Origin of the sequence: Novosphingobium sp. (genome assembly GCF_040079535.1) — a bacterium.
In the GTDB taxonomy this organism is placed as follows: Bacteria; Pseudomonadota; Alphaproteobacteria; order Sphingomonadales; family Sphingomonadaceae; genus Novosphingobium.
Map to the genome: position 1 here is coordinate 21,861 of NZ_JBEBKB010000013.1, position 12,529 is coordinate 34,389.

Consider the following 12,529-nt stretch of genomic DNA (forward strand, 5'->3'; position numbering starts at 1 on the left):
CTAGGGGCCGCTTCGGGCCACGCGGTCCCAACGCCGCGCGAGCTCTCTGTAAGGAGAGACTACAATGACTGCACTGCCAACGCGCAAACCTGCGCGTCCGTACTTTTCTTCCGGCCCCTGCGCCAAGCCGCCGGGCTATTCTCCAGACAAGCTGGCAATCGCATGCCTTGGCCGATCGCATCGGGCCAAGATCGGCAAATCGCGCCTGCAACTGTGCATAGATCTGATGCGCGAAGTGCTGCGCCTGCCCGATACGCACCGGATCGGGATTGTCCCTGGATCAGACACCGGCGCCTTCGAAATGGCGATGTGGACCATGCTGGGTGCCCGCGGCGTTACCTGCCTCGCCTGGGAAAGCTTTGGCGAGGGCTGGGTGACCGATGCGATCAAGCAATTGCAGCTGGAACCCACCGTGCACCGCGCCGATTACGGCCAGCTTCCCGATCTTTCCAAGGTTGATTTTGCCGATGACGTGCTGTTCACCTGGAACGGCACCACCAGCGGCGTGCGCGTTCCCGATGGGGAATGGATCCCGGAATCCCGCGAAGGGCTGACCTTCGCCGATGCAACCAGCGCTGTTTTTGCCTACGATATTCCGTGGGAAAAAATCGATGTCGCAACCTTTTCCTGGCAAAAGGTGCTGGGCGGTGAGGGCGGCCACGGGGTGCTGATCCTGGGCCCGCGCGCGGTCGAACGGCTGGAAAACCACACCCCCGCCTGGCCGCTGCCCAAAGTGTTCCGGCTGACCTCGAAGGGCAAACTGGCCGAGGGCGTGTTCAAGGGTGAGACGATCAACACCCCATCGATGCTGGCGGTTGAAGACGCGATTTTTGCGCTGGAATGGGCCAAATCGGTTGGCGGACTGGCAGGTTTGCAGGCACGCTGCACCGCCAATGCCGATGCGCTGAACAAGATTGTGGCAGCGCGCAGCTGGCTTGGCCATCTGGCAGCAGACCCAGCAACGCGCTCAAAAACCTCAGTTTGTCTGACGGTTGAAGGTGCTGATGAGGCGATGATCAAGGCCATCGCCGGCGCGCTTGAACAAGAAGATGCAGCCTATGACATCGCCGGATATCGCGATGCCCCGCCGGGCTTGCGGATCTGGTGCGGTGCTACAGTTGAGACTGCCGATATCGAAGCGCTCGGGCCATGGCTCGATTGGGCATACGCCAACGCGTCAGGCCTCTGAATTCGTTTTCCCCGCACAAGCGGGGCCCAAAATTCAACCCAATTTCAATACGCGAACGGGGAGCCAGGTTTCCCTCTTCGCGGGAATGACGAGAGAAAAATGACCAAACCCCGCGTACTTATTTCCGACAAGATGGACCCCAACGCCGCGCGCATTTTCGAAGAGCGCGGCTGCCAGGTGGATGTCATAACCGGCGAAACGGCCGAGCAACTGATCGCCCGGATCGGGGACTATGACGGCCTTGCAATTCGCAGCTCTACCAAGGTTACCAAGGCCGTGCTCGATGCCGCCAAGAACCTGAAAGTTGTCGGCCGGGCTGGCATCGGGGTCGATAATGTCGATATCCCGGCAGCTTCGGCGCAGGGCGTTGTGGTGATGAACACCCCGTTCGGCAATTCGATCACCACCGCCGAACACGCCATTGCGCTGATCTTTGCGCTGGCCCGCCAGATTCCCGAAGCCAATGCCCAAACCCAGGCCGGAAAATGGCCCAAGAACGATTTCATGGGTGTTGAAGTGACCGGCAAGACGCTGGGGCTGATTGGCGCGGGCAATATCGGCTCGATCGTTGCATCGCGGGCGCTGGGCTTGCGAATGAAAGTGGTTGCATTCGATCCGTTCCTCTCGCCCGAACGCGCGGTGGAACTGGGGATCGAAAAGGTTGAGCTGGACGACTTGCTGGCCCGCGCCGATTTCATCACGCTGCACACGCCGTTGACTGACCAGACCCGCAATATCCTTTCGGCAGAAAACCTCGCGAAAACCAGGAAGGGCGTGCGAATTGTCAACTGCGCGCGCGGCGGTTTGATCGACGAAGCGGCGCTGAAGGCGGGGCTTGATAGCGGGCACATCGCAGGGGCGGCGTTGGATGTATTTCAGACCGAACCGGCCAAGGATAGCCCGTTGTTCGGCACGCCGGGGTTCATTTGCACTCCGCACCTTGGGGCCAGCACCAACGAAGCCCAGGTCAACGTGGCGCTGCAGGTGGCCGAACAACTGGCCGATTATCTGGTAACTGGCGGGGTTACCAACGCGCTTAACATGCCCAGCCTTTCGGCCGAGGAAGCACCCAAGCTGAAACCCTATATGGCGCTGGCCGAACAGCTGGGCGGGCTGGTGGGGCAGCTGACAACCGGCGCAATCCCGCGAATTTCGATCCATGCCGAAGGCGCTGCGGCGGATCTTAACATCAAGCCGATCGTCGCGGCGGTGCTGGCCGGGTTCCTGCGGGTCCAGTCTGCCACGGTCAACATGGTCAATGCGCCGTTTCTGGCCAAGGAACGCGGGATCGAAGTGCGTGAGATCAAGAGTGAGAAGGCGGGCGATTATCATACCCTGATCCGCGTTTCGGTGAAAACCGATGCGGGCGAACGTTCGGTGGCAGGCACACTGTTTTCCAACAGCGAGCCGCGCCTGGTTGAGCTGTTCGGGATCAAGGTAGAGGCGGAGCTCGCTGGAAACATGATGTATATCGTCAACGAGGACGCCCCCGGCTTCATTGGCCGGATCGGCACGCTCCTGGGCGAAAACGCGATCAACATCGGCACGTTTAACCTGGGCCGCCGCGATGCGGGCGGCGAAGCGGTGTTGCTGCTCAGCGTGGATAGTCCGGTTAAAGGCGAAGTGCTTGATGCAGCCAAGGCACTACCGGGCGTGAAGCGGGTTATGGCGCTGGCGTTTTAACCGCAATTGGGGCAGGCGGAAAGCATCATGACTGATACCGATCGCGATCTGCTGCCCGAAGGTCTTGAAGACCGCCTGCCGCCCGCCGCCGCTGCCGCCGCGCAGGTGACGCGCGGGGTGATCGATGTGCTGGACGCGTACGGATATGATCGCGTCCAGCCGCCGATGATTGAATTCGAACGTTCGCTGGCCAGCCGCATGGCCGGAATTCGGGCGCGCAAGATGTTCCGGTTTGTAGATCCGGCCAGCCTGCGCACGCTTGCGCTGCGCAGTGATATGACCCCGCAACTGGGGCGGATCGCTTCAACTGGATTGGCGGCAACTGCGCGGCCCTTGCGGCTGTGCTATGCCGGGCCGGTGGTGACGATCAAGGGTGATGGGCTTGATCCCACGCGTGAGCGGTTGCAACTGGGCGGCGAACTGATCGGCAATGACAGTCTGGCCGCTGCTGGTGAAGTTGTGGCGGTGGCAATTGAGGCCTTGACCGCCGCCGGGGCCAGAAACCTGACGGTAGATTTCACCTTGCCGGATCTGGTTGACCTGCTGGCGGGAGCTGATGGCATTGGCGCGCTGCCGCTGAATGGAGATCGGATCGAAGCGGTGCGGCGTGAACTGGATGCCAAGGATGCCGGCGGACTGGTCGCGGCCGGGGGTGAAGCGTATTTGCCGCTGCTTAGCGCGATCGGCCCGTTCGATGCCGCGATTGAGCGGCTGGCGGGATTCGATACGACCGGCGCATTGACCAGCCGGATCGCCGCGCTGCGTGAAATTGCGGCCCGCCTGGCCGGAAAGGCTCGCCTAACTCTCGACCCCAGTGAGCGGCATGGCTTTGAATACCAGTCCTGGTTCGGCTTTACGATCTATGCCGAAGGATTGCCCGGTCTGCTGGGGCGGGGTGGCAGCTATACCATCAACAGCAATTCTGCTGAGCGCGCAGACGAGCCGGCGATCGGTTTCTCGCTCTATCCCGATGCGTTGATCGATGCGCTGGCGGCCAGCGAGGCAAAGCGTGATGCGCTGTTTTTGCCGCTGGGTCACAACGCCGATCACGCCGCCCGCCTGCGTGCGATCGGCTGGCGCACTGTGGCCGCACTGGGCGCGTGCTGCGATGCCCAGGCGCTGGGCTGCACCCATGTTCTGGAAGCCGGGGAAGCGCTGAAAATCCTGCCCTGACGCGGGGGGATTAGTGCGCGAACACACCTTTTAGCCAGGCATCCACCACCGGGGTTGCCGGATAGGCCGGGTCGCCCAGCCGACGGTTGATTTCAGTGTGGCCTTTCATCCCGGTGCCGGCAAATTCGCGCCTTTGGATCCGGGTTCCGGCTTTGCGCAAAGCGGTTTCCAACGCCTGGTTCTGCATCACACCGTCCTTGCGCATAACGTGGATCAGCAGGAACGCTGGCGCATTGGGAGCGGGCGCCTGGAAAGTTGGTGAAAGCGCATGCTGCCGCGCCAGATCGGTGCCGAACGCCTGCACATAGGTATCATGCATGAAATTGCCGCCATCGGCGATCTGGCGCGGCACATCATAGGCCGCGCCGTCGATCGGGATCACCCCGTCGATGCTTGCAAAGCTGAGACCGGCACCGCGTAGGTACTGCTCATCAGTGCCAACCAGCGCCACCAGATGCGCGCCCGCACTATGCCCCATGATCACGATCTGGCCGGGATCAAATCCCAGCTTCTGCGAATTATCAATCAGATGGCGAATGGCCTGGGCAACATCTGCGGCCTGATCTTCAACCGTGGCACCGGGCACCAGCCGGTAGTTGAGTGACGCATAGGCATAGCCCGCGCTGGTAAAGTGTGGGGCCTTGAAGTTGCCCGATGCGTTATCCTTGCTGCCGCGTTTCCAGCCGCCGCCGTGGACGAAAATGACCAATGGAGCGCGGCGATTGCCCGTTTGCGCCGGCCAGTAATCAAGCGTCTGCAATTTGTCGCTGCCATAGGCCAGCGCTTGCTTGCCAGGCGGTTGTGGGATCTGGGCAGAGGCATCACCGCCGCGCAAACGATCAAAAGGGCGGGCCTGGGCCAGTGTTCCGGCCAGCAGCGCCAGTGCCGCGCAGCCTGCGATAGTGATTTTGCGCATAGCTCTACTCCTGTTGGGATTCAGCATAGGTGCATGGCTATTCTGTTCCAGCCGCAAAGTGTCACCGATTGTCGCGGATCTGATTGATACTGCCGGCCAAAGCATTGCCATGTCTAACCTTGTTCAATAGTCTCTGTTTCACAAACAATTCAGGAGGGACCGATGCAGTTGCAGCGTAAAATTGCCGGCTTGGTGTTGATGCTTGGTCTTTTGGCTTATCAGCCCGCGCAGGCTTCCGCTGATGATGCCCAGGCTGAGCTTAAGGCCGGCATGGCTGCTGCCAAGGACGGCAAGCCTGAGGCTGCGGCGCCGCTTTTTCGCAAAGCCTGCCAGCTAGGGTCAGCTGAAGGGTGCTATCAGATCGCGTTGCAGCTGGATTTCGGCGATGGCCAGCCCAAGGACGAGGCCGCTGCGGCAGGATTCTACCGCAAGGCCTGCGATGGCGGCGAACTGCGAGGCTGCCAGAATCTGGCGGTTGATTATGAATTGGGGATCGGCGTCGATCGCGATTATGCCAAGGCTGCGGCGCTCTACACGCAGGCCTGCGATGGCAAGGTGGCCAAGGGCTGTACCGGGCTGGGCTATCTTAACGAAGTAGGCCGCGGCGTTCCCAAGGATGCGAAGGCTGCCGTAGCGCTTTACCAGCGCGGCTGCGATGCCGGTGATCCAGCTGGCTGCACCAGCCTGGGCTGGCTTTACGATGATGGGATTGGCCTTAGCAAGGATCACAAGAAGGCCGCACAGCTCTATCGCCAGGGCTGCGAAGGCAATGACGCCCGCGGCTGCTATAACCTGGGGATCATGCACGGCGAAGGTGATGGGGTAGGCAAGGACATCGACGAATCGCTCACGCTTTACCGCAAGGCCTGCAAGCTCAACTACGCCGATGCCTGCTACACACTGGCCACCACCTATGATTTTGGCAAAGGGGTTGAAAAGGACGAAAGCGAAGCGGCGGTATTCTACCGCAAGGGCTGCGATCTGGATGAGGCCAAGTCGTGCTTCAATCTGGGCTGGGATTATGACAACGGGGTTGGCGTGCCGCGCAACGCGAAGATGGCTTTCGATCTCTATCTGAAGGCTTGCGAAGCTGGGGATCCAAAGGGCTGCTATTCGGTCGGATCCGCCTATGAACGCGGAGTTGTCGTGGGTGAAAACAAGTCCAAGGCGCTAACTTACTATCGCAAGGCGCTGACCTTGGATCCCAGCGACGAAGACCGTCCAAAAATCGAACGGGCGATTGAACGGCTGAAGGGCTAGCCTGGCATCCGGATCGTTTGCGGCCGCGCCTTGACTCTACCCCTGCCAAGCGCCTAGGCCGCGCGCGTTTGGCAGCCCCGTGGGGTGCCGCACTGGTCCACTCCTTGCGCCGAGTCCTGTCGAAGGGCGCTTGCGGGTCATCATGGCAGGGTGGAGGATCGTAACTTTGGCCAACGTCACCGTGATCGGCGCCCAGTGGGGCGATGAAGGCAAAGGCAAGATCGTTGATTGGCTGGCCAGCCGGGCCGATGCTGTTGTGCGCTTTCAGGGCGGGCACAATGCTGGCCATACCCTTGTGGTTGGCGAAAAGGTCTACAAGCTAAGCTTGCTGCCTTCGGGCATTGTTACCGGCACGCTTTCCTTGATCGGCAACGGCGTGGTGCTTGATCCGTGGCACTTCCGCGATGAAGTGGCCAAGCTTAAGGGTCAGGGCGTCGATGTTAACCCGCAGAACCTTCAGGTTGCCGAAAACGCCCCGCTGATCCTGCCATTCCACCGCGATCTGGATGCCTTGCGCGAAGATGCCAGCGGCGCGGGCAAGATTGGCACTACCCGGCGCGGGATTGGCCCGGCTTATGAAGACAAGGTTGGCCGCCGCGCGATCCGGGTCTGCGATCTGGCGCATCTGGATGATCTGGGCCCCCAGCTGGACCGAATCTGCGCGCATCATGATGCCTTGCGCAAGGGCTTTGGCAAGGATCCGATCGATCGCCAGCGCCTGCTTGATGATCTGTGGGATATCGCCGCTTTCGTATTGCCCTTTGCCAAACCGGTGTGGCGCACACTTGATCAGGCCAACAAGGCGGGCAAGAATATCCTGTTTGAAGGTGCGCAGGGCGTTTTGCTTGATGTTGATCACGGCACCTATCCGTTTGTCACCAGTTCCAACACGGTCAGCGGCACGGCGGCCAGCGGATCAGGACTGGGGCCCAGCGCCGCAGGCTTTGTGCTGGGGATCGTCAAGGCCTATACCACCCGCGTCGGATCGGGCCCGTTCCCAACCGAGCTGGAGGATGAAACCGGCCAGCGGCTGGGGGAACGCGGGCATGAATTCGGCACGGTGACGGGCCGCAAGCGGCGCTGCGGCTGGTTTGATGCGGTGCTGACCCGGCAAAGCTGCGCGATCAGCGGCGTAACCGGCATCGCGCTGACCAAGGTCGATGTGCTCGATGGGTTTGAAACGATCAGGATCTGCACTGGCTATATGCTGCGCGGTGAAGTGCTGGACTATTTCCCCAGCCACTCAGCAGATCAGGCGGCGGTTGAACCCGTCTACGAGGAAATGGAAGGCTGGAGCGGCACCACCGCCGGCGCGCGATCGTGGAACGATCTGCCCGCCCAGGCGGTGAAATATATCCGCCGGATCGAGGAACTGATTGATACCCCGGTTACGCTGGTATCCACTTCGCCTGAGCGGGAGGATACGATTTTGGTTCGCGATCCATTCAGGGGCTAGGATCCATGTATCTGCGAGGCGCCTGGTATGTCGCGGCCTGGGCCGATGAATTGGCCGATCAGCCGCTTGCCCGAACGATCCTTGGCGAAGCGGTCGTGCTGTTTCGCACGGAGCAAGGATCGCTCGCGGCTCTCGAAAATTCATGCCCGCACCGCCGCCTGCCGCTTTCGCGGGGCTGCGTGGTGGGGAGTGCGCTGCGCTGCGGTTATCACGGAATGGTTTTCGATACCGCTGGGCAATGCGTCGAAATTCCAGGCCAGGCGGTTATCCCAGCGACAGCGCGAGTGCGCGCCTTCCCGGTGGCGGAGCGCTGGAACCTGATCTGGATCTGGATGGGCGATCCAGATCGCGCCGATCCAGCGGCGATCATCGACATTCCGCATTATGACGCGGCCGGTTGGGCGACCAATCGTGGTCCGGCAATGGATGTGGCCTGCCATTATCAATGGATGACCGACAACCTGCTTGATCCCAGCCATGTCTCTTATGTCCACGCCAGCTCGCTTGGCAGCGCCGATACCATCGGTGTGCCGGTGAAAACCGAAGTGGGCGATGGTCGGGTGATCGTCTCGCGTTGGATACGCGATCATGATCTGGCGCCGTTTTTTGCCAAACGGGTTGGCTTTGCAGGCAAGGCTGATCGCTTGCAGCATTACGAAGTGCGCATGCCGGCCCATGCCGTGATCAAGGATGTGATCGCCCCGGCTGGGACCGGCGCGCCCGAAGGGCAGCTTGATGCCAGTGTCTTTCTAATCGATAGCTATAATTTCGTCACACCGGTTGATGCTGATAATTGCCGATATTTCTGGTTTCAGGTCCGCAATTACGCCGCTGATGATGCCGCTGAAAGCGCCGCGCTGACCGAAGATTTCATCGCTGCCTTCAATGAAGATCTGGTTGTGCTGGCAGATGTCCACGCCGGAATGAAGACGCACGGCAGCAAGCTTGATCTTGCGACCGATCTGGGCAGCAACCAGGCCCGGCGGATGCTGGCGCGGATGATAAAGGCTGAGGCGGCGGCCAACTGAAAGTAGTAACGGCACGCGATTGGCATGTGCCTGGCCCAAATTTACGATGATCTTGACTTAACCCCTATTTGTTCTACTCTTGTTCACTAATTAGGAGTCGGAACACATGGCACAGGCCAATTTCGCATATTCCAGCGCAGCCAACGATCCGGCCGGATTGCCGCTTGGCCTCTCGATTTTTGCCGATCGGGTGCATCTGGCCGCGCAGTTGCGCGATGATGCTGAGGCGGCCGGGTTTCGGATCGTTGCTGCAGGCAATCTGGATGGCTTGCTGGAAGGCGATGTGCAGGCCTTGGGCGAAGTGGTGCTGGTCGATTGCCCGGCACCCGAAAGTGCGGCGCTTGCTGCATTGGTGCGGCTTGATTTGCGCGCGGCGCATTCGGGCACCCAGCTGATTGTTTCCACCACGGTTCAGGGTTTGGAGGATGTGTTCGGCTGCCTCGATCAGTCGTCCCCCCAGATCCTGGTGGATCCAAGCCGGGCGGAACGCGTCGTGGCGCTGGGCCGCGTGTTGGGAATGCTTTCTGGATCACGGCTGCATGAATTGAGCGAGGAAGACCGGCTGGTTTTGCTTAAGCTGACGGAGCAGGTTGGCCAAATTGCCCAGCGGCTTGAACGGCTGGAAGGCCCGGTTGGGGATAGCGCAGCAGAAGGCAGCGAAAGTGCTTTCCGCTTTGAAAGTCCGCGCCCGGCCTTTGCTGGTCAGGATCTGGAAGATAGTTCTGCCCGGTTGATCCGGGCCACGCGGCCGCCATTGCCCGATCCACGGCTGGTGCGCCGGATCATTCGGCAGCGGCAATTGCGTGCACGGTTTTTTGACGGCGATCTGTTTGGAGATCCGGCCTGGGATATGCTGCTTGATCTAACCGCCGCGCGGGCAGAGCATGGCCGGGTTTCAGTCACATCGCTTTGCATTGCCAGCGGGGTCCCGCCAACCACCGCGCTGCGCTGGATCGGTCAGATGATCGATGCCGGACTGCTTGAACGGGTTGACGATGAGACTGACCGGCGCCGCGCCTTCATTACCCTGACCGAAAAGGCAGCCGATGCCATGGCTCGCTATTTTGCCGAACTGGGCAGCAGCAATGCCGCTCGATTGGTTTGACCCTTTCCAGACCCGTATTCTTCAGCTAGGGGCGCAGGCCTTGGCCCTGATTCAACGCTGATTCAGGACTGTCAGGGCGCTTAGCTCAGTTGGTAGAGCATCTCGTTTACACCGAGAGGGTCGGCGGTTCGAGCCCGTCAGCGCCCACCAGTTTTCGGAATCGGAAAATGTCCGGGGGACATTTTCCCGAAAACTCCCGAGCGCAAGCGAAGGGGCACGCTGCCGGTTTAGTGATCCCGGTTCCAACAGCCACTGGGTCCCGGGGGACATTTTCCCGAAAACTCCCGAGCGCAAGCGAAGGGGCACGCTGCCGGTTTAGTGATCCCGGTTCCAACAGCCACTGGGTCCCGGGGGACATTTTCCCGAAAACTCCCGAGCGCAAGCGAAGGGGCACGCTGCCGGTTTAGTGATCCCGGTTCCAACAGCCACTGGATCCCGGGGACATTTTCCTGAAAATGCCACAACGCGGCATAGGCCGCCAGTCTGAGCAGGTCGCTATCTGGCTTCAGCAATCAGCGCCTTGGCCTCAGCATCCAGCCAGTCACGTGGCCCGATAATCCGCCAAACCTCGCGTCCACTCGCATCGTAATAGACCGTTGCGGGCAGCGTTGCTGCACCAAACTGGAATGTCAGCGAATTATCGGGGTTGATCCACGGTTCAAGCTTTGCACCGCCCTTTTCGGCCAGGAAGGCTGCCACTTTGTCCAGCTTGTCCATATCCTGATTGACGGTTAGCACCTTGATCCTGGGGTTTTCGGCGGCAAGCTGGTTCAGCTGGGGCAGTTCGGCCACGCAAGGCGCGCACCAGGTGGCCCACAAATTGATCAGCACTGGCTTGCCCTTGAGGCTGGCAAGGTTGAGTTCGCCCCCGGCCAGGTCCTTCAACTGGAAATCGGGAAGCTGGCTGCCCATGTGGCTGCGATCAATCTGGCCGATCTGGGCCGCAGCGCCCGATGATGCTTGCGGTTGCGCGTTATCGCTGGTTTGCCTATCGCACCCGGCAAGCATTGCGGCACAGCCAAGGACAATCAACTTGAGCGATCGGGAAGACAATACAGGAACTGGCAAGGCTGGGGGCTCCAACACGATGTGGGGCGGACGGTTCGCGGGCGGGCCGTCAGCAATCATGCGTGAGATAAATGCCTCGATCCCATTCGACAAGGCACTGTGGCGGCAAGATATCGCTGCAAGCACGGCGCATGTTGAAATGCTGGCGCAGCGGGGCATCGTTTCGGCAGAGGATGCGGCAGCAATTGGCCGCGGGCTTGAGGCTATCGCCGGCGAATATGAGGCCAATGGCGTTCCCGAGAACTGGGATCTTGAAGACATTCACATGGTCACCGAAAGCCGTCTGGCCGAACTGATCGGACCGGCCGCCGGGCGGCTTCACACGGCGCGCAGCCGCAACGACCAAGTGGCGACCGATTTCCGCTTGTGGGTCCGCGACGCGATTGACCAGGCCAAGGCCGGGCTCATGGCGCTGCAAGTGGCCTTGGTTGCCCGTGCGGATGAGCATGCCGCCAGCATCATGCCGGGCTTCACGCATTTGCAGACCGCGCAGCCGGTAACTCTTGGCCACCACTTGATGGCCTATTATGAAATGGCTGAGCGGGATCGCAGCCGCTTCGCCGATGCGCGGGTCAGGCTCAACCAGAGCCCGCTGGGATCGGCGGCATTGGCCGGAACCGGGTTTCCGATCGACCGCGCGATGACCGCGCGGGCGCTGGGGTTTGATCGCCCGACCCGCAACAGCCTTGATGCCGTTTCTGATCGGGATTTCGCGATCGAATATCTGACCTGCGCTGCCCAGACCTCGCTCCATCTCTCACGTTTGGCAGAGGAACTGATCATCTGGGCCAGCCAGCCGTTTGGCTTTGTTACGCTGCCCGATAGCCTTTCGACTGGCAGCTCGATCATGCCGCAAAAGAAAAACCCCGATGCGGCCGAACTGGTGCGCGGACACGCCGGACGGATTGTCGGCAGTCTGACCAGCCTGATGGTGACGATGAAGGGTCTGCCACTGGCCTATTCAAAGGATATGCAGAACGATAAGGTCCCGGTGTTCGAAGCGGCGGGCCTGCTTACGCTGTGCTTGGCGGCAATGGCCGGGATGATCGAAGGGGCGACATTCCGCACCGGCAGGATGCGCGCCGCTGCCGAACTTGGCTATGCCACCGCCACCGATCTGGCTGATTGGCTGGTGCGCCAGGCCGGCATCCCCTTTCGCGAAGCACACCACATCACCGGCGCTGCGGTCAAGCTGGCGGAACAGAAAGGTGTGGCCCTTGACCAGCTGAGCGAGCAGGACTTTGCCTTGATTGATCCGCGCATTACCGCATCGGTCTATCACGCGCTGTCGGTCGATGCCTCGGTTGCCTCGCGTGCCAGCTATGGCGGAACCGCGCCCGATCAGGTAAGGGCGCGGGTGGCCGAAGCACGGATCGCGCTGGGCCAGGAGTAGAACGATGCGCCGGTTGCTGTTGCCTTTGCTGATCCTTGGCCTGGCTGGCTGCGGGGCAACGGCGCCTTTGAAGCCGGCGGTTGGCAAGACCTTGCCAGTGGCACCCTATGGCGTTGAAATGAAGCCTGGCGCAGTGGCCTTGCTAAAATCCACCCCGCAAGCTGCGCCGGAACGCAGCGTCGAACTTCGAAAACGGTCTGAGGAACGCCTCCAAGACCCCTTCGACCTGCCCCCTTCCGACGATAAGTAAGAACCCAA

The 12,529-nt window shown here is 60.9% G+C and carries 11 protein-coding genes and 1 tRNA gene; 10 read left to right on the forward strand and 2 right to left on the reverse strand.

Annotated features, from left to right (window positions below; translation table 11 throughout):
- Positions 1 to 64: 64 nt before the first annotated feature.
- From ABL914_RS06245 to ABL914_RS06255, 3 genes are all read left to right on the forward strand, one after another.
- The gene (locus ABL914_RS06245; protein ID WP_391562305.1) at positions 65 to 1,189 is read left to right on the forward strand and encodes a phosphoserine transaminase; all 1,125 of its coding nucleotides are present in this window, start codon (positions 65 to 67) and stop codon (positions 1,187 to 1,189) included.
- A gap of 99 nt (positions 1,190 to 1,288) precedes the next feature.
- Positions 1,289 to 2,872, forward strand: coding sequence for a phosphoglycerate dehydrogenase (serA, locus tag ABL914_RS06250; protein ID WP_391562306.1), 1,584 nt, complete (start codon positions 1,289 to 1,291; stop codon positions 2,870 to 2,872).
- 27 nt (positions 2,873 to 2,899) lie between these two features.
- The gene (locus tag ABL914_RS06255) at positions 2,900 to 4,045 is read left to right on the forward strand and encodes an ATP phosphoribosyltransferase regulatory subunit (RefSeq protein ID WP_391562307.1); all 1,146 of its coding nucleotides are present in this window, start codon (positions 2,900 to 2,902) and stop codon (positions 4,043 to 4,045) included.
- Between the two features lie 10 nt (positions 4,046 to 4,055).
- Here the strand turns inward: ABL914_RS06255 and ABL914_RS06260 are convergent, their stop codons facing one another.
- On the reverse strand, positions 4,056 to 4,961 hold the full coding sequence (locus ABL914_RS06260) for an alpha/beta hydrolase (protein ID WP_391562308.1): 906 nt from the start codon (positions 4,959 to 4,961) through the stop codon (positions 4,056 to 4,058).
- Positions 4,962 to 5,123: 162 nt separating this feature from the next.
- Here ABL914_RS06260 and ABL914_RS06265 point away from each other — a divergent pair, with 162 nt between their 5' ends.
- The 5 genes from ABL914_RS06265 (at position 5,124) to ABL914_RS06285 (ending at position 9,960) form a co-directional block, all read left to right on the forward strand.
- On the forward strand, positions 5,124 to 6,221 hold the full coding sequence (locus ABL914_RS06265; protein WP_391562309.1) for a tetratricopeptide repeat protein: 1,098 nt from the start codon (positions 5,124 to 5,126) through the stop codon (positions 6,219 to 6,221).
- 166 nt (positions 6,222 to 6,387) lie between these two features.
- On the forward strand, positions 6,388 to 7,677 hold the full coding sequence (locus ABL914_RS06270) for an adenylosuccinate synthase (protein WP_391562359.1): 1,290 nt from the start codon (positions 6,388 to 6,390) through the stop codon (positions 7,675 to 7,677).
- Between the two features lie 5 nt (positions 7,678 to 7,682).
- Positions 7,683 to 8,705, forward strand: coding sequence for a Rieske 2Fe-2S domain-containing protein (locus ABL914_RS06275; RefSeq protein ID WP_391562310.1), 1,023 nt, complete (start codon positions 7,683 to 7,685; stop codon positions 8,703 to 8,705).
- 106 nt (positions 8,706 to 8,811) lie between these two features.
- Positions 8,812 to 9,810: a winged helix DNA-binding protein gene (locus tag ABL914_RS06280; RefSeq protein WP_391562311.1), complete on the forward strand. Its 999-nt coding sequence runs from the start codon at positions 8,812 to 8,814 to the stop codon at positions 9,808 to 9,810.
- Positions 9,811 to 9,884: 74 nt separating this feature from the next.
- Positions 9,885 to 9,960: transfer RNA gene (locus tag ABL914_RS06285), tRNA-Val, on the forward strand.
- A 345-nt stretch (positions 9,961 to 10,305) separates the two neighbouring features.
- Here ABL914_RS06285 and ABL914_RS06290 read toward each other — a convergent pair.
- Positions 10,306 to 10,842, reverse strand: a complete 537-nt coding sequence (locus ABL914_RS06290) for a TlpA family protein disulfide reductase (RefSeq protein ID WP_391562312.1) — start codon at positions 10,840 to 10,842, stop codon at positions 10,306 to 10,308.
- Positions 10,843 to 10,897: 55 nt separating this feature from the next.
- Here ABL914_RS06290 and argH point away from each other — a divergent pair, with 55 nt between their 5' ends.
- Both argH and ABL914_RS06300 read left to right on the forward strand, forming a co-directional pair.
- On the forward strand, positions 10,898 to 12,271 hold the full coding sequence (argH, locus tag ABL914_RS06295) for an argininosuccinate lyase (RefSeq protein ID WP_391562360.1): 1,374 nt from the start codon (positions 10,898 to 10,900) through the stop codon (positions 12,269 to 12,271).
- 4 nt (positions 12,272 to 12,275) lie between these two features.
- Positions 12,276 to 12,521, forward strand: coding sequence for a hypothetical protein (locus ABL914_RS06300; protein ID WP_391562313.1), 246 nt, complete (start codon positions 12,276 to 12,278; stop codon positions 12,519 to 12,521).
- Positions 12,522 to 12,529 lie beyond the last annotated feature (8 nt).

What these genes read in the sequence shown, in the direction of transcription:
- ABL914_RS06245 (WP_391562305.1), top strand. Translation starts at nt 65, where the DNA reads ATGACTGCACTGCCAACGCGCAAACCTGCGCGTCCGTACTTTTCTTCC.
- serA (WP_391562306.1), top strand. Translation starts at nt 1,289, where the DNA reads ATGACCAAACCCCGCGTACTTATTTCCGACAAGATGGACCCCAACGCC.
- ABL914_RS06255 (WP_391562307.1), top strand. Translation starts at nt 2,900, where the DNA reads ATGACTGATACCGATCGCGATCTGCTGCCCGAAGGTCTTGAAGACCGC.
- ABL914_RS06260 (WP_391562308.1), bottom strand. Translation starts at nt 4,961, where the DNA reads ATGCGCAAAATCACTATCGCAGGCTGCGCGGCACTGGCGCTGCTGGCC.
- ABL914_RS06265 (WP_391562309.1), top strand. Translation starts at nt 5,124, where the DNA reads ATGCAGTTGCAGCGTAAAATTGCCGGCTTGGTGTTGATGCTTGGTCTT.
- ABL914_RS06275 (WP_391562310.1), top strand. Translation starts at nt 7,683, where the DNA reads ATGTATCTGCGAGGCGCCTGGTATGTCGCGGCCTGGGCCGATGAATTG.
- ABL914_RS06280 (WP_391562311.1), top strand. Translation starts at nt 8,812, where the DNA reads ATGGCACAGGCCAATTTCGCATATTCCAGCGCAGCCAACGATCCGGCC.
- argH (WP_391562360.1), top strand. Translation starts at nt 10,898, where the DNA reads ATGTGGGGCGGACGGTTCGCGGGCGGGCCGTCAGCAATCATGCGTGAG.
- ABL914_RS06300 (WP_391562313.1), top strand. Translation starts at nt 12,276, where the DNA reads ATGCGCCGGTTGCTGTTGCCTTTGCTGATCCTTGGCCTGGCTGGCTGC.